18 protein-coding genes are annotated in these 17,145 nt (G+C 39.1%); 10 read left to right on the plus strand and 8 right to left on the minus strand.

Annotated elements, in window-relative coordinates:
• Positions 1-54 precede the first annotated feature (54 nt).
• From sapA to sapF, 5 genes are read left to right on the plus strand one after another with little or no spacing between them, the layout of a single operon-like run.
• The gene (gene sapA / locus PSF09_RS00480) at positions 55-1,740 is read left to right on the plus strand and encodes an ABC transporter substrate-binding protein SapA (protein WP_210839672.1); all 1,686 of its coding nucleotides are present in this window, start codon (positions 55-57) and stop codon (positions 1,738-1,740) included.
• On the plus strand, positions 1,737-2,702 hold the full coding sequence (gene sapB / locus PSF09_RS00485) for a putrescine export ABC transporter permease SapB (protein ID WP_210839670.1): 966 nt from the start codon (positions 1,737-1,739) through the stop codon (positions 2,700-2,702). The genes sapA and sapB overlap by 4 nt, the downstream gene beginning before the upstream one ends.
• A complete protein-coding gene (sapC, locus tag PSF09_RS00490) occupies positions 2,689-3,579 on the plus strand; it encodes a putrescine export ABC transporter permease SapC (RefSeq protein ID WP_115167366.1) in 891 nt (296 codons plus the stop codon). Before sapB ends, sapC begins: the two co-directional genes overlap by 14 nt.
• Positions 3,579-4,574, plus strand: coding sequence for a putrescine export ABC transporter ATP-binding protein SapD (sapD, locus tag PSF09_RS00495; RefSeq protein ID WP_004910464.1), 996 nt, complete (start codon positions 3,579-3,581; stop codon positions 4,572-4,574). Before sapC ends, sapD begins: the two co-directional genes overlap by 1 nt.
• Complete coding sequence (sapF, locus tag PSF09_RS00500; protein WP_004910462.1) at positions 4,575-5,378, plus strand: putrescine export ABC transporter ATP-binding protein SapF; 804 nt, start codon at positions 4,575-4,577, stop codon at positions 5,376-5,378.
• A 58-nt stretch (positions 5,379-5,436) separates the two neighbouring features.
• Here sapF and PSF09_RS00505 read toward each other — a convergent pair whose 3' ends face one another.
• Positions 5,437-6,303, minus strand: coding sequence for a DUF817 domain-containing protein (locus tag PSF09_RS00505; RefSeq protein WP_042851575.1), 867 nt, complete (start codon positions 6,301-6,303; stop codon positions 5,437-5,439).
• Positions 6,304-6,609: 306 nt separating this feature from the next.
• Here PSF09_RS00505 and gstA point away from each other — a divergent pair, with 306 nt between their 5' ends.
• Positions 6,610-7,215 carry a glutathione transferase GstA gene (gene gstA / locus PSF09_RS00510; RefSeq protein WP_272665332.1) on the plus strand — a complete coding sequence of 202 codons (606 nt, stop codon included), beginning with the start codon at positions 6,610-6,612 and terminating at the stop codon, positions 7,213-7,215.
• Between the two features lie 54 nt (positions 7,216-7,269).
• Here gstA and pdxY read toward each other — a convergent pair whose 3' ends face one another.
• From pdxY to anmK, 4 genes are all read right to left on the minus strand, one after another.
• A complete protein-coding gene (pdxY, locus tag PSF09_RS00515; protein ID WP_272683325.1) occupies positions 7,270-8,133 on the minus strand; it encodes a pyridoxal kinase PdxY in 864 nt (287 codons plus the stop codon).
• Positions 8,134-8,366: 233 nt separating this feature from the next.
• The gene (gene tyrS, locus PSF09_RS00520; protein ID WP_210839665.1) at positions 8,367-9,641 is read right to left on the minus strand and encodes a tyrosine--tRNA ligase; all 1,275 of its coding nucleotides are present in this window, start codon (positions 9,639-9,641) and stop codon (positions 8,367-8,369) included.
• Between the two features lie 160 nt (positions 9,642-9,801).
• Complete coding sequence (gene pdxH, locus PSF09_RS00525; RefSeq protein ID WP_004910451.1) at positions 9,802-10,455, minus strand: pyridoxamine 5'-phosphate oxidase; 654 nt, start codon at positions 10,453-10,455, stop codon at positions 9,802-9,804.
• Positions 10,456-10,475: 20 nt separating this feature from the next.
• Positions 10,476-11,597 carry an anhydro-N-acetylmuramic acid kinase gene (anmK, locus tag PSF09_RS00530; protein WP_210839664.1) on the minus strand — a complete coding sequence of 374 codons (1,122 nt, stop codon included), beginning with the start codon at positions 11,595-11,597 and terminating at the stop codon, positions 10,476-10,478.
• Positions 11,598-12,131: 534 nt separating this feature from the next.
• Here anmK and PSF09_RS00535 point away from each other — a divergent pair.
• Positions 12,132-12,599: a glycine zipper 2TM domain-containing protein gene (locus PSF09_RS00535; RefSeq protein WP_004910448.1), complete on the plus strand. Its 468-nt coding sequence runs from the start codon at positions 12,132-12,134 to the stop codon at positions 12,597-12,599.
• A gap of 454 nt (positions 12,600-13,053) precedes the next feature.
• Here PSF09_RS00535 and slyA read toward each other — a convergent pair whose 3' ends face one another.
• Both slyA and PSF09_RS00545 read right to left on the minus strand, forming a co-directional pair.
• A complete protein-coding gene (gene slyA, locus PSF09_RS00540) occupies positions 13,054-13,488 on the minus strand; it encodes a transcriptional regulator SlyA (RefSeq protein ID WP_210840421.1) in 435 nt (144 codons plus the stop codon).
• A gap of 533 nt (positions 13,489-14,021) precedes the next feature.
• On the minus strand, positions 14,022-14,261 hold the full coding sequence (locus tag PSF09_RS00545; RefSeq protein WP_210840422.1) for a DUF1289 domain-containing protein: 240 nt from the start codon (positions 14,259-14,261) through the stop codon (positions 14,022-14,024).
• A gap of 167 nt (positions 14,262-14,428) precedes the next feature.
• Between PSF09_RS00545 and gloA the strand changes: the two genes are divergently transcribed.
• Complete coding sequence (gene gloA, locus PSF09_RS00550) at positions 14,429-14,836, plus strand: lactoylglutathione lyase (protein ID WP_210840423.1); 408 nt, start codon at positions 14,429-14,431, stop codon at positions 14,834-14,836.
• Between the two features lie 127 nt (positions 14,837-14,963).
• The gene (gene rnt, locus PSF09_RS00555; RefSeq protein ID WP_004910441.1) at positions 14,964-15,608 is read left to right on the plus strand and encodes a ribonuclease T; all 645 of its coding nucleotides are present in this window, start codon (positions 14,964-14,966) and stop codon (positions 15,606-15,608) included.
• Between the two features lie 99 nt (positions 15,609-15,707).
• Here the strand turns inward: rnt and PSF09_RS00560 are convergent, their stop codons facing one another.
• Positions 15,708-16,055, minus strand: coding sequence for a Grx4 family monothiol glutaredoxin (locus tag PSF09_RS00560; RefSeq protein ID WP_210840424.1), 348 nt, complete (start codon positions 16,053-16,055; stop codon positions 15,708-15,710).
• 479 nt (positions 16,056-16,534) lie between these two features.
• Between PSF09_RS00560 and sodB the strand changes: the two genes are divergently transcribed.
• Positions 16,535-17,113: a superoxide dismutase [Fe] gene (sodB, locus tag PSF09_RS00565; protein WP_272665048.1), complete on the plus strand. Its 579-nt coding sequence runs from the start codon at positions 16,535-16,537 to the stop codon at positions 17,111-17,113.
• The last annotated feature ends 32 nt before the right edge of the window (positions 17,114-17,145 follow it).

The raw sequence follows: 17,145 nt of genomic DNA on the forward strand, positions 1-17,145 counted from the left end.
GTCCCCCCATTTTTAGGCTACAATAGGTCAATTCTAGTTAACGATGTCAGTGGTATGCGCCTATTAACTCTTTGGTTTTTATTTATCATTTCTGTGTCTGCACAAGCGCTTAATAACCAAGAGCGCTTTACCGATATTGTGGCTAACGAGGTTCCTGCAGATATACGCCAAAAAGGTTTTATTTACTGTGTAAATGGGATCGTAACAACATTTAATCCACAACTAGTCAGTAGCGGGCTAATTGTCGACCCTCTCGGTGCTCAAATTTATGATCGCCTATTAGATGTTGATCCATTTACCTATCGTTTGGTTCCAGAACTGGCTGCTAACTGGGAAGTCCTCGATAACGGCGCAACCTACCGCTTATACCTGCGTAAAGATGTAAAGTTTCAAAACACAGCTTGGTACACACCAACGCGCAATATGAATGCTGATGATGTTGTGTTCAGTTTTTCTCGCATGTTTGAAGTCAACCATCCTTATCATTATATCAATGGGGGACGTTACCCTTATTTCGATAGTTTACAATTTGCCAATAGTGTCCAAAGCATACGTAAAATTAATAACCATACGGTGGAGTTCCGTTTGAATTCACCTGATGCGTCTTTTTTATGGCACCTAGCAACACACTATGCTCCTGTCCTTTCATCCGAGTACGCTGATTACCTTTCAAGTATCAATCGCCAAGAGCTGATTGATTGGCGACCTGTGGGTACGGGACCATTTCATTTAGATGACTACCAAGCTGGGCAATTCGTTAGACTTCTCAGAAATGACAATTACTGGAAGGGTTTGCCGCGTATGGAAGAAGTGGTTGTTGATATGGGGGCCGGAGGAACTGGTCGCATTTCGAAATTACTCACAGGGGAATGTGATGTTTTAGCCTACCCTGCAGCAAGCCAATTAAAAGTATTACGAGATGACCCACGTTTGCGAATTTCTATGCGTTCTGGGATGAATATTGCCTACCTCGCATTTAATACCAGTAAACCACCATTAGATAAACTAAAAGTACGTCAAGCCATTGCTTATGCAATTAATAATGAACGTCTAATGCAATCAATTTATTACGGTACAGCAGAAACAGCTGCATCTATTTTACCAAGAGCTTCATGGGCTTATGATAATCAAGCAAAGATCACTGACTATAACCCCGAACTTTCCAAACAAATGCTCAAAGAGATGGGGTTAGAAAATCTAAAACTGGATTTATGGGTGCCTATCGCTTCGCAATCATATAACCCTAGTCCACTAAAAATGGCTGAGCTTATCCAAGCAGACTTGGCACAGGTTGGTATTGTTATGAATATCCGTTCTGTTGAGGGCCGCTTCCAAGAAAACCAATTAATGGATAGAACCCATGATATGACATTAGCAGGTTGGACAACTGACAGTAATGACCCAGATAGTTTTTTCCGCCCGCTACTAAGTTGTGCGGCAATTGGTTCCCAAACCAATTTAAGCCATTGGTGTAACCCCGCTTTTGATGAAATCTTACATAAGGCACTATTGACACAGCAATTAGCCGCACGTATAGATTATTACCATCAGGCACAGCAAATTTTAGGGGAAGATTTACCTGTCTTACCCCTCGCCTACTCTTTACGTTTACAGGCCTATCGCTATGATATAAAAGGGCTAATGATCAGTGCGTTTGGTAATACCTCATTTGCCGGTGTGTATCGGGAAATGGAACAGGCTGAAAAAGTTTCTCCGAAAAAACAGAGGCAGCAACCATGATAATTTATTCACTGCGTCGTTTTTTACTTTTATTAGTCACAGTATTCTTCTTATCACTAGTCAGCTTTAGCTTAAGCTATTTTACGCCTAATGCACCACTGGGTGGCGCATCACTTATCGATGCCTATATTTTTTATTTTGAAGGCTTACTCCATTTTGATTTTGGCGTTTCAAGTATCAACGGGGAACCCATCACTGAACAATTAAGAGACACATTCCCTGCCACCATGGAGTTATGCATTTTAGCGTTTATTTTTGCTTTAACGACAGGTATTCCACTCGGGATTATTGCTGCTTTTTGGCGTAATAAACCAGCGGATATTGCTATCAGTGTTTTTGCTTTATTAGGATTTTCTGTCCCTGTATTTGTACTCGCACTCGTTTTAACCCTCTTTTTCTCATTACATTTAGGGTGGCTGCCTGTATCGGGTCGAATTGACCTATTATACAATTTAAAAACAGTAACTGGCTTTGCCTTGGTAGATGCATGGCTTTCGGATTCACCCTATCGTAAAGATATGATTATTAATGTGCTTGAACACATGGTATTACCTGTTCTGACTTTGGCGCTCGCACCAACAACCGAGGTTATTCGGTTGGTACGTAATAGCACCGAAGAAGTCGCCAGTGAAAATTATATAAAAGCAGCCGCTATTCGAGGGTTGTCACGAATAAAAATCATCCGTCGTCATATTTTTCATAATGCTATTCCCCCCATTATTCCTAAGCTTGGGCTACAGTTTTCTACTATGCTGACACTGACCATGGTAACTGAACTCGTTTTTAACTGGCCAGGGCTTGGCCGTTGGTTAGTTACAGCTATCCGCCAAGAAGATTACTCCGCAATATCCGCTGGCGTGATGCTAATTGGCGCACTAGTGATTACTGTAAATGTGTTGTCTGATATTCTAGGCGCCATGATGGACCCACTAAAACATAAGGATTGGTATGTCCTCAGATAATTTTTATCGTGAACAAAAAATGCCATCCCCAACACGAGTGGTATGGAATATCTTCTCATCAGATGTGGTTTCTATGGTGGGTTTTTTTGGTGTATTAGTTTTATTAATTTTATGCTTTGTTGGCTCTTATTTAGCACCTTATGCACTAGATCAACAATTTTTAGGTTACCAACTAACACCACCGTCTTGGTCACATTATGGTGATGTTGCATTCTTCTTTGGGACTGACGACCTTGGCCGCGATATTCTGAGCCGGCTATTAATTGGCACTAAATCAACATTTGGTGCGGCTATTTTAGTCACACTGATTGCAACACTAATTGGATTAGTTCTCGGCTGCCTAGCAGGAATGACTCGCGGGTTAAAATCTGCAATTTTTAACCACATACTCGATACACTGCTTTCAATCCCATCCTTATTACTCGCTATTATTGTCGTCGCTTTTATGGGCGCTAGTTTAGAAAATGCGATGCTCGCTATTTGCCTTGCATTAATTCCGCGAATGGTTAGAACCATCTATGTTGCTGTACATGATGAGTTAGATAAAGAATACATCGTTGCCGCACGCCTAGATGGCGCTTCAAACATTTTTATTTTATGGTATACCGTACTGCCAAACATCACCCCTATTCTCGTCACTGAACTAACTCGGGCACTTTCAATTGCCATTTTAGATATTGCCGCTTTAGGTTTTCTTGATTTAGGTGCACAACTTCCATCTTCTGAATGGGGTGCCATGCTAGGAGATACTTTAGAGCTTATCTACGTTGCTCCCTGGACGGTTATCTTACCCGGTGTTGCTATCATGATAAGCGTGCTTTTCGTTAACCTTTTAGGTGATGGGCTACACCGTGCCATCAATGCGGGAGTTGAATAATGCCACTGCTAGACATCCGCAATTTAACTATCGAATTTATGACTGCCAATGGCCCAGTCAAAGCTGTTGATCGCGTATCAATGACATTATCTGAAGGGGAAATCCGAGGTTTAGTCGGCGAATCAGGTTCTGGAAAAAGCCTTATTGCAAAAGCTATCTGTGGCGTAACGAAAGACAACATTCGTGTGAAAGCCGACCGTTTTCGCTTTCAAGACATTGACTTACTAAAACTCAGCCCACGTAAACGTCGCAAGTTAATTGGCCATAACATCTCCATGATATTTCAAGAGCCACAATCTTGCCTCGACCCAGCCGCTGATATAGGCAAACAGCTTATCCAATCGATTCCTGGATGGACATATAAAGGCCGCTGGTGGCAACGTTTTAATTGGCGTAAACGCCGTGCAATAGAACTGTTACACCGTGTGGGGATAAAAGATCATAAAGATATCATGCGCAGTTACCCTTATGAACTCACCGATGGTGAATGTCAAAAAGTCATGATTGCAATTGCGATAGCTAACCAACCACGGTTATTAATCGCCGACGAACCCACCAATGCGATGGAGTCTACCACTCAAGCGCAAATTTTCCGTCTACTAGATAAATTAAACCAAAACAATAATATGGGAATTTTGCTCATTAGCCATGATATGGAAATGATGTCAAAACTTGTTGACCGCATCAACGTACTCTATTGTGGGCAAACGGTTGAGAGCGCAACACCAGAAGATATCCTACAGCGGCCACGCCACCCTTATACCCAAGCATTAATCCGTTCAATCCCAGATTTTGAAAGCCCTCTTCCCCACAAAGGGCGGTTAAATACGTTACCCGGTGCAATTCCGTCTCTTGAACATTTGCCTATTGGTTGCCGCCTTGGCCCCCGTTGCCCTTATGCACAACGTACTTGCATCAACGCGCCTCAACTACGTAATATTAAAGGCCACCTCGTTGCTTGCCATTACCCGCTAAACACCGAGGAACAATCTTAAATGGAAACTTTACTTGAAGTCCGTAATCTCACCAAAACTTTCCGTTTTCGTGAGGGTCTATTTCATCGGCACGAATTACAAGCTGTTAAGCCTGTTAGCTTTAACTTACAGGCAGGCCAAACATTAGCCATTATTGGTGCCAATGGCTCAGGAAAATCAACGCTTGCGCGAATGTTATCCGGCGTTGTAGAACCCACCAGCGGCGATATTTTTATACACGGACAACCCCTTAATTTTGGCGATTATAGCTACCGTTGCCAGCGTATTCGCATGATTTTCCAAGACCCAAGTACGTCCCTAAATCCAAGGCAGCGTATTGGTCAAACGCTTGAACTCCCTTTGAAATTAAACACTGACTTAACTGGCATAGAACGTGAAAGGCGCATTATTCAAACACTTCGCCAAGTCGGGTTACTTGCTGACCACGCTGAATATTACCCACATATGTTAGCATCGGGGCAAAAACAGCGTATTGCACTGGCAAGAGCGCTTATTCTACAACCCGAAATTATCATTGCGGATGAAGCGCTAGCTTCGTTAGACATGTCCATGCGGTCACAGATCATCAACTTAATGCTAGATTTGCAAGCAAAACAAGATATTGCATTTATCTATGTTACCCAGCACTTAGGGATGATGAAACACGTCAGTGATAAAATGCTTGTGATGGATAAAGGTGAAGTTGTCGAACGTGGTAATACAGCAGAAGTTTTAGCTGCCCCTCTTCATGACGTTACCCGACGACTAATTGAAAGCCACTTTGGTGAGCCCCTGTCGATTGATGCTTGGCGGCAAGACTTATAATGGCTTCTCCATTGTCTGTGGGTAAAATTCCTCACAGACAATGAATTAAACTCGTTATTTAACGTGATATCGTGACATTAGCCTTAATATGTTTAAGGTGAACGACTATCGTAAATGTAACAATCACCAACAGTGACCATGCCCCCCACTTACCTGCATGTACCATTGACCAAGCTCCAATCTGGTTTGGATATTGCCAAACACCAAAAAATGTCCCAAAATTCTCAGCCAACCAAATAAAAAAGCCAATTAGCATAAATGCGAGCAATAATGGCATTTTTCGCTCTTTATCTAGCGGAGTATAAAAAACCACACTACGGGCATACAACCCCATAATAAATGCAGCTAAATACCAGCGATAATCATCAATATAATGATGACTAAAAAAATTAATATAAATAGCTAATGCAACTAATGTTGCCATCCAATAGGGTGGATAGTGTTCAATTCTTACTTTAAAAAATCGCCAAGATTGAATGATATAGCTCCCTACAGCGGCATACATAAATCCAGTAAATAAAGGAACCCCCCAAAGCTTAGTGTAAGCTTCATCTGGATATTGCCATGATCCAATCGTTGCTGACGTTTTAAACAACTCCATCATAAAACCAACTAAATGGAAAACACAAATAGCCTTTAACTCATCCCAGGTTTCCAGTTTTGACCACACTAACAAGGCTTGAAAGGCAACTGCAAAAATCAATAACAAGTCATAGCGAGGGATACCAATTAGCCCTTTAGCTGGTACCAAAAATAGCGCCAGAAAGAAAAAACCTGCGAATAAACAAGAACGAGCATTAATTAAACCGAAAAACCAAAACTCTAATAGAAACCGTTTAATGCCATGGCTATTATTCGGCTGATGAGCCATTAAAATTTGGTCTAATTTCCCTAACACATTCAATTTTTGACACAAACTGGTCATTTATTCGCTCACCTAATTTTTTATTATTTGGTTTGTTTTCTTTCATAAGACAAGGCGATGAGTTTAACAAAATAGTTATCCCCTACATAAGGTAACTATCTTAGACTTATGCATTTTTATTTTTTATAGTTTTAAGCGCTGGGTTTACACTACCTATTAATATTAACGATATTTTCCATCCGATTTTAAGTTTTATTTTTTAACTCGCACCTGATGGCAATTCGTTAACAAAAAGTAATGATATACTTAAATGATATGTGTTTATTTGCTATATGAATGCCAATCCAACAATTTAGGAGTTTTATGATGAAATTATATTACGCTCCCGGTGCTTGCTCACTTTCTCCCCATATCATTCTGCGTGAAACTGGTTTAGATTTCAGTATTGAGCGAGTGAATATAAAAGAAAAAAAGACTGAGAAAGGTGAAGACTTTTTAGCAATAAACCCAAAAGGACAGGTACCAACCTTAGTGCTAGATAATGGCGAACAACTCACTGAAGGTGCTGTTATTGTTCAATATATTGCGGATCAAAAGCCGGATCGTAACCTGATAGCACTTCCAGGCTCAATGAAGCGTTATCACCAATTAGAAGCTTTAAATTTTATTTCAACAGAACTACATAAAACTTTCTCACCTTTATTCACTCCAGGAACACCAGAAGAGTATAAAGATACTGTCCGTAACGTATTGTTTAATAAGTTTAAGTATGTTGATAGCGTGCTCGCCAAACAAGCTTTCTTTGCTGGGGATACTTTTAGTGTCGCTGATGCCTATTTATTTACGGTTAGTAATTGGGCAAAACACGTTGGGCTTGATTTGACTAGCTTAACCCACCTGCAAGATTACAGTGCTAAAATCGCCAAACGCCCTAATGTTCAGGACGCATTAAAAGCGGAAGGCCTAATCTAATCTGTAAAATAGCGCTCTTTCAGTAGAGCGCTATCTTTGATAATACAAATCAATTTAATCTAATTGTGTTGCACAGAAATTATGTTCTGGATTAACCATTTTGTCTTGAGCAGCAACGAGTTGTAATTCGTATTCTCCCATTTCTTTGGTTTTTATCATCACTTCATATACTGCAGCTGCAACGTGTTCTAATCCCTTATCTAAAGGCTCACCTTTCAATAAGTTAACCAACATTAAACCACTGGTCAAATCACCAACACCAACAGGTTGTTTTTCACCAAAATCAACAAGTGGACGGCTAACATGCCAACTATGCTCTGTTGTTACAAGGATCATTTCAAAACGATCTGCGCGATACCCAGCCCGACTTAAATGTTTAACAAGAACTATTTTAGGCCCTTTGTGGCACAATTCACGTGCAGCTTGCGTAGCCTCTTCGACATTTTTAATGGTTCTACCCGTTAAGGTTTCTAGTTCTAATAAATTTGGTGCAATAACATCACTAGCAGCCAGTGCGCGCTCACAAAGGAATTCAGCAACTCCAGGAGCAACAATACAACCTTTTTCAGGATGTCCCATTACTGGGTCACAAAAATACAGGGCTTGAGGGTTTACTGCTTTTACTCTTTGCACGATAGCAAGAATATCATTTCCTTGCTCTGCAGACCCAATATAGCCACTTAATACAGCATCACAAATTTCTAATTTATAGATTTTAGCTAAACCATCAACGATGTCGGTTAAGTGCTGCGCTGGAAAGACACTTCCAGTCCATTGTGAGTATTGTGTATGATTCGAAAATTGTACGGTATTGAGTGGCCACACATCTACGCCCATTCGGCACATAGGAAATGCAGCAGCACTGTTTCCTGCATGGCCGAAAACAACATGGGATTGAATTGATAATACGCTTTTCATTGAGAACCCAAAAAATTGTTATGTCGAATGAAGAGAAATCAGTGATTACCCATTGCAAATATGAATACACTCCAAATAATTCAAGTCATATATAAGTGACATAGGAAAATGAATCGAGGGCATACACCCGCATGCAATTCGGAGAACCTAGCGCAGTCAACACCGATACAATTTGAATTATGGCGAGTATAGCCCGGAAGGTTCCGGGCTGGTATTACAAAGGTTAGTCAGAGCTATTTCCAATTAATTAAACAGTCGTTTTTCTTACCACGACGGATCAATGTATAACGCCCAAACAGGCGGTCTGCATCAGAGAAGACATACATTGGCTCTGTTTGTTTCTGGCCATTAATAGATACCGCGTTAGAACTAATTGCCGTTCTTGCTTGCCCACGAGAAGGCGTTAACTCTGAATCCACTAAAGCTTGTTGTAAATCAGCGCCTGCTTCTAAGGTAATACAAGGAATACCATCTTGAGCTAATTGTTCAAAATCAGCTTCAGTTAAATCAGATACGGCACCAGAGAATAAGCTTTCAGTAATACGTTTTGCAGCAGCTAGCCCTTCTTCGCCATGTACCAGTTTAGTGACTAATTCTGCCAATACATATTGAGCCCGAGGCGCTTTACCGCTGTTTTTATCTTCTTCTTCCAGTGCATTAATTTCATCAATTTCCATGAATGTGAAGAATTTTAAGAAGCGATAAACATCAGCATCTGCCGTGTTGATCCAGAACTGGTAGAATTTATATTGGCTAGTTTTCTTGGAGTCTAACCAAACTGCACCACCCTCAGTTTTACCGAATTTTGTGCCGTCAGCTTTAGTAATCAGAGGTACCGTCATGCCAAATACTTGGTTTTGGTGTAGGCGACGAGTTAAATCGATACCAGAAGTGATGTTACCCCATTGGTCAGAACCACCAATTTGCAGTTCCACGCCCATCTCTTTGTTCATATTTGCAAAGTCATAACCTTGTAAAAGATTATAAGCAAACTCAGTAAAAGAGATACCAACGTCATCACGATTTAAGCGTTGTTTAACTGACTCACGGTTAATCATTTGGTTAACAGAAAAATGTTTACCAATATCACGTAAGAAAGTCAGTACATCCATTTTGCCAAACCAATCATAGTTGTTAGCTAGGCGTGCACTGTTATCACCGCAATCAAAACTTAAAAATGGTGAAACTTGGTTACGAATTTTCTCTACCCACTCTTGAACGGTTTCTGTGGTGTTTAATTTACGCTCAGTAGCTTTAAAACTTGGGTCTCCAATAAGACCCGTTGCACCACCGACCAACGCCACAGGCTTGTGCCCGGCTAGTTGGAATCGTTTTAAACACAGCAAAGGAACCAGATGTCCCAAATGCAAGCTATCAGCGGTAGGATCGAAGCCACAATAGAGAGAGATAGGGCCCTGCGCCAGTCTCTCTGCTAACGCATCCTCATCCGTTACCTGGGCAACGAGGCCCCGCTCTTGCAATTGTTTAATCAGGTTATTGCTAGACATCAATGACTCCATCTGTTGTATTTTGTCTATCTATTTTGGTTTAAATGACCAGTAAGTTTGAGAGGTTTGTCAAAACTCACCAGTGTAATTTGTCAGTTTTCTTAAATGAGGCTATAGCATAAAGCGCATATCAATTAAGTGCCAGCTAAAAAACATGATCCTAAGGGGCTAATCTGTCAATTTTCCAGCCACTCTCTTCTCGCTGGTATAAAAAACGGTCATGCAAACGGTGTGCACCACCTTGCCAAAATTCAACACTATCAAATACCACTCGATATCCCCCCCAAAAACTAGGCAGTGGGACGTCACCATTCTTAAACTTTTGTTTTAGTTCTAAAAATTTCCCTTCTAAAATACCACGTGCAGAAATTTTAGAAGATTGCGCTGATGCCCATGCTGCAATTTGGCTATCTTTTGGCCGACTATGAAAATATTTAATTACTTCAATAGGGTTTAAACGTTCGGCAACGCCTATGAAATTGACTTGGCGCTCTAATGGATACCATGGAAAATGCAGGCTAATTTTATTATTTTTTTCTAAATGCTGCGCTTTTCGGCTACCTAAATTGGTATAAAATACAAGGCCTTTATCATCAAAATGCTTTAATAGTACGATACGCTGGTAGGGTTGCCCGGTTTCATCCACTGTAGCAACACACATGGCTGTTGGGTCACTCAAACGAGCTTCACATGCCTGCTTCATCCATAGTTCGAAAAGGGTTAATGGGTTTGGTGTTAAATCATGGCGCCTTAACCCACCTTTTGTGTATTCTCGACGTACTGCTGCGAGATCAATCTCACCTAGTTCGTTCATTTTTATATCCTTAACCACAATTATTTTTTATTGCTATTTTTAGGGTATATCGCCCCAAGCACAGTTTCTTGGCTTGCTCCAGTTACAGAAGCCAAATTTCCTGAAAGCCCAGAAATGGTTCGAGCAGCTAACCATGCAAATGCCAAGGCTTCCATGTCATCCCCACTTAGTCCAAATTTATCACTTGGCGCCACTTCAATCCCAGGCAGTAAGGCAGCCATCCGTTGCATTAGAAAGGTATTCTTTGCTCCACCACCGCAGACTATCAAACGCTCACAACCGCCACATAGTAACACTTGCTCCGCAATAGAGGCTGCTGTCAATTCGCACAGCGTTGCTTGCACATCATCAACTGAAATTGAAGGAAAGTCAGCCAAATGCTGTTCTAACCATTGTGTGTTGAAATACTCTCGCCCCGTACTTTTCGGTGATGAACGCCTAAAGTATGGGTCACTTAGCATCGCTTTTAGTAATGCATGGTCAACTTGACCACGACTGGCCCATTCACCATCTTTATCAAATGCCTTTTGCTTAATACGCCAGCTCCAGGTATCCATTAACATATTGCCAGGTCCAGTGTCATAACCTTTGACATAAGCACCAGGTAACAAAGCTGTCACATTAGCTATTCCACCAATATTCAGTACAATTCGTTTTTCTGTAGAATGCCCTAAAACAGCTAAGTGAAATGCAGGAACTAAAGGTGCTCCCTGCCCCCCATAAGCCATATCTCTTCGTCGAAAATCACCTACTGTCGTGATCCCCGTTAAAGCCGCAATACGGTTGTTATCACCTAATTGCATAGTAAAAGGCTGCTCACCATCAGGCTCATGCCAAACAGTTTGACCATGGCAACCAATGGCAATGATATCTTCGGATGTTAGCCCTGTTTGAATAAGAAGCTGGTTTATTGCATTTGCATATAAAGAGCCTAGCTCTCTATCAATTTTACCAACCTCTGATAACGTTGTTACTTGTCCTTGGCATATATCTAAAATTCTTTTTTTTAATTCAATAGGAAATGCAACACTCAAACTGGATTGCTCTGCGACAAATTTGTCACTAATTGCAGCAAGAACGACATCAACACCATCTAGGCTAGTTCCTGACATAACCCCTATGTAACGACCTGATTTCATCATTATTCTTGTTCCTTCAGAGTGCACATTAACTTTACAACGCTCGACTACAAAAGATTGTGCTTTGATGACAAATTTTGTCAACAATTCGATGCAATTTCTCGGCGCGCTTCGCAGGAATAATAAATAAATGCTTTAAAACTCAAAATTGCTAGACAACCCAAGTAAAAAAGACGTTTTGTAATACCTGAAATTTTCATTTCCAATATAATGGTACATAATACATTTATCAGCTCGGCATTACGGTTCTGTACCTCAGCTAAAGTTTTAACACCTTATTTCTGTTTGGCAACTGGTGCGAAAAGATGCTCATAAGCTGACTACCCTATATGAATATTTAACAAAGAGTGCCTTATTGAATGAAATAATCGCGAATTTGAGATATTTTACCTAGTGTTTACACTCTATTTAAATCAATATCGGTAATCTAACCATCGCTTTTTAATACCATTATTTTGATACTTGTTGTGTTTATGGTGAAAACAAATATACGATGCTATGTTAGTGCCACAGACAGCAAATCTCATAGGAGTTCTTATGCTTAAGAAAGTTTTTGTAGGTGTTGTAGCAGTTGCAGCTTTATCAGGCTGTGTCAATACCAGTACGCTTTCTGGTGATACTATTTCAGCCAAGGATGCGAAACAGGTACAGACTGTGACTTATGGTACTGTTCTGAATGCTCGCCCTGTGACTATTCAAGCTGGTGAAGACGGCAACGTAATTGGTGCCATTGGTGGTGCAGTACTTGGTGGGTTATTAGGTAACACTATCGGTGGTGGGACAGGTAACACATTAGCAACTGCTGCGGGTGCTATCGCTGGTGGCTTAGCAGGCCAAGAAGCCCAAGGCGCATTAAATAGAAGCCAAGGTGTTCAATTAGAAATCCGCCTCGATAGCGGCAAAAACATTGTTGTAGTTCAAAAACAAGACCCAAACACTTTCCGTAATGGTCAACGCGTTATGATTGCGAATAGCGGAAATACCGTTACTGTATCTCCTCGATAATCTTACGGTTACTAAATTAGGTATGCTCACCGGCTATTGCCGGTGAGCATTTCTTATAAAAATATTACTGAATAATATAATAACTTTATGTTTTATAATCATATTTTATATTTATCATGCATGGCTTTTAAATAATGTAATTCCTTGTTTACACATAAATGCCTTGCTTTCAAACCAATAAACTTATTTTAGCTTATCCCCTCTAATCAATTGTTTGTTATTAATTAATACACACCAATGAATTAGCTAACTAAAAATTAAAAAGACAAAAGCAACGTCGAGACATACAATTTACAAATTTAATTATATTTCACAGCAATCATTCAACAAGAACAATAACCGAGTATAATTATTCATTCTATTATCACCCTATAAAAATTGCATAATCCAATTATTTTAATTGCGAATTTAATAATTAGCATATCATTTATTAGCTAGTCATATTATTTTTACATCAAGAATCATTTTGTAGTCTTAAAATATTCTTTTCAAGCTTCAGAAGTAATTGTGACAACTGATAAAGCTCATCTTGGCTAATGTTGTTCAATATTTCTAGCCGCGTATTATTTATAACTTGATCTACAGTTTTAATAAAAGGTTCAGATTCTTCAGTTAATTTTATTCTTTTAGCTCTCCTATCATTTGTGCAAATATGCCTAGAAATAAGCTTTTTTTCCTCTAACTGATCAAGAGTTCTTACTAATGAAGGCTGTTCAATACCAATCGCTTTCGCTAACTGTATTTGAGATTGTTCAGGTGGTAGTTGACTTATATTATGCAATGTAACCCAATGTGTCTGTGTAAGTTTAAGAGGCTTCAAACGATAGTCGATTAATGCTCTCCACATGCGAACAACACGTGATAATTCTGTCCCAATTTGTGATTCCAATTTACCCTCCTTTATATAATTATAATGTCTAAAAAACATACCGTCTTCATATTATTTTTGAATTATATATTAATTTCCTTTTATATTTACAACTTTTTATTTATACATTAGCTATTAAATACCTATTTCTAGTTATAATGGCTGATTTATTATGCGGTATAACTCCCATTAATACTTCGTAAACTAATCCATTATCTCAACCTAGGATTAATAAGATAACCTATCAATTATCTTATTAATAAGAATAGCCGCACTCTCCTTTTTGATCTATCTATTTTACCTCTTATAGTAGTCATGAATAACAATAAAAAAAACAATGACAAATAAATCTTTAAAAAACAAGTAAATATAGTTAATCTTAAAATCATGTTAATTACAGTCATTTTGATTTAACCTATACCAATTTTTAATAAATAAAATTTCATTGAAATATAAACCAAGAAATAAATAGCTTATCATTAATTTCAATTGAATTAATTCACATTAAAATTAAAACATTTTTTTATTTCTAATGAAATTTAAGAAACTGAGGATTAAAAGAGTTGTTGTTGCGTATCGATGACTTTTTCTTGATCTGGTTTTTTATTTAATATTCTTAAATAGCGTTGGCGACATAAACGAAGTACATTTCGTTTTTCAGTATCAGAAAATTTTAGCCAATTAAAGCGTTCATCACGAGTGCGGTAACAACCTCGACAATAACCTTGTTCATTACTTTGACAAATACCACGGCAAGGGCTGGGGATCTCAAAAAATTCAAGTTGTTCGGCCATAAGTTTCCCCTTCAAAAGAAAAAATCACCATAAATCTGTGATATACTCCTAAAAATGAGTATTACCATTATTTGTTCAAAAAACAAACTGTAATCATTGTATTTATTAATTTAAGCACGTTATATTAATAGGTAAATCGATTCAGGCTGATTCTAAGAGGTTTAAAAATGCGCTTACTCCATACTATGTTACGTGTTACTGATATGCAGCGTTCTATTGATTTTTACACTAAAGTGTTAGGCATGCGCTTATTAAGAACGAGTGAAAACACAGAGTATAAATACTCTCTCGCATTTGTTGGTTACAGCGATGAAAGTGAAGGCGCCGTAATAGAGTTGACCTATAACTGGGGTGTTGACCAATACGATATGGGCAATGCATATGGTCATATCGCCTTAGGCGTCGATGATGTTGCAAAAACGTGCGATGATATCCGTAACGCTGGTGGAAACGTCACACGTGAAGCGGGCCCTGTTAAGGGTGGAAGCACTGTGATTGCATTTGTGGAAGATCCAGATGGCTATAAAATTGAACTTATCGAAAACAAAAGCGCAAGTAAAGGCTTAGGCCATTAATTCGCGATATAATTTAGAGGTTTAGGTGCCTAACTTAGCATCTAAACTTTTATCACCGTTTACCTGCAAATTTTTACTGGTTTTGGCATAATGTAACCCAACCAGAAAACTAAAATCGAAAGTCCTAATGTCTGAAAAAAACAATCCAAATGCCCTAGTGAACCGCTTCAGGGGATACTATCCTGTCGTTATTGATGTTGAAACAGGTGGGTTTAATGCAAAAACTGACGGCCTGTTAGAAATTGCTGCCATCACCTTAAAAATGGATAAAGACGGCTGGCTCTCCATGGATGAAACATTACATTTTCATGTAGAACCTTTTGAAGGGGCGAACCTTGAACCGTCCGCTCTTGCCTTCACAGGAATTGATCCAACAAACCCTCTACGCGGTGCTGTTAGCGAATATGACGCCCTTCATGCGATATTTAAAGTCATTCGCAAAGGCATGAAAAACACAGATTGTAATCGCGCAATTATTGTCGCCCATAATGCTAATTTTGATCACAGCTTTGTGATGAATGCGGCCGAACGAGCAGGTTTAAAACGTAATCCTTTCCATCCATTTGCAACCTTCGATACTGCGGCACTCAGTGGCCTTGTATTTGGTCAAACAATTCTGGCAAAAGCTTGTGTTTCTGCGGGTATCCCATTCGATGGCAAACAAGCTCATGGTGCACTGTATGATACGAATCGCACGGCTTTGCTATTTTGTGAAATCGTTAATAAGTGGAAAAAATTGGGTGGGTGGCCAATTATTGAAGACAGTCAATAATTTTTTAGTCAATCACCATGACAGAAAAAACCGTATTTGATGTAAAGCAAAAATGCTTTCGTCAAATACGGTTTTTATATCTTTAATTTATGGCTTAATTTAGTCTGTGCTAGCTTCATCTGCAGAACGATATTTATCCGCAGTTTCTTTGATTAGAGACTGGAGCTCACCACGCTGGAACATTTCCATGATGATATCACAGCCACCAACTAGCTCACCATCCACCCATAATTGTGGAAAAGTCGGCCAGTTTGCGTATTTTGGCAATTCAGCGCGAATATCTGGGTTTTGTAAGATATCAACATAGGCAAAACGCTCACCACAAGAAGACAGAGCTTGTACTGCTTGAGCAGAAAAACCACAGCTCGGAAGTTTAGGAGAGCCTTTCATATATAATAAAATTGGGTTTTCTTTAATTTGGCGCTCAATTCTTTCAATAGTTGTCATTTTTAACTTCCTTAAAACAAAGATGCAGGTTTGCAGTCAGCCAGTAACTGAGAGTCTACCGCAACTTAACAGAATACATTGACTGGTATAATAAGAAACTGAATTGTTTCATACAATATGCCAGTTTTATAGGGGCATTACTATAGCATTCCAAAAAGCAAAAAGGCATCTTTTCTATCTTCTCTTTACCTAAGTCAAACAAGCAGCTATTTCTAGTTAAAAATGAATATTTTATAAATTTTGGTTATCCATTCGCAATATCCACATGATTTATATGTGTAATTCCCCAATTTATTTGTTAACATCTGTGTAACGCTATTACCTTTACCTTTGTAAGGTTTAACGTGTTATCATTAATATATTAAATATCATATCGCCAATAGGCGAAACTCTAATGATAAGCAGTAACCGACTATTTCGCTCATTTTAAGAGCAAACACCCTAAGTATTTTGATATAAAAGCAATCAAGGAGTACGAAATGTCATTTGAACTACCCGCTTTACCGTATGCAAAAGATGCTTTAGAACCTTATATCTCTACTGAAACCTTAGAATATCACTATGGTAAGCACCATAACACGTACGTTGTTAACTTAAATAACCTAATCAAAGGCACTGACTTTGAAGGAAAATCTTTAGAAGAAATTATCAAAACTTCTGAAGCCGGAGTTTTTAACAACGCAGCACAAGTTTGGAACCACACTTTCTATTGGAATTGCTTAGCGCCAAATGCAGGTGGTGAACCAACAGGTAAAGTTGCTGATGCAATCAATAAATCATTCGGTTCTTTCGCTGAATTTAAAGCTCAATTTACTGATGCAGCAACCAAAAACTTTGGTGCAGGTTGGACCTGGCTGGTGAAAAAAGCGGATGGTAGCCTTGCTATAGTAAATACATCTAACGCAGCAACACCTATTTCTGGTAATGATAAGCCCGTGTTAACTGTTGATATTTGGGAGCACGCTTACTATATCGATTACCGTAACGCTCGCCCTAAATATTTAGAAAACTTCTGGGCACTGGTTAACTGGAAATTTGTGGAAGAAAATTTAGCATAACAATTTCTGCATGTTGCTAAGTTCAGATACAG

This window comes from Providencia sp. PROV141, from assembly GCF_028481645.1.
Lineage (GTDB): Bacteria > Pseudomonadota > Gammaproteobacteria > Enterobacterales > Enterobacteriaceae > Providencia > Providencia rettgeri.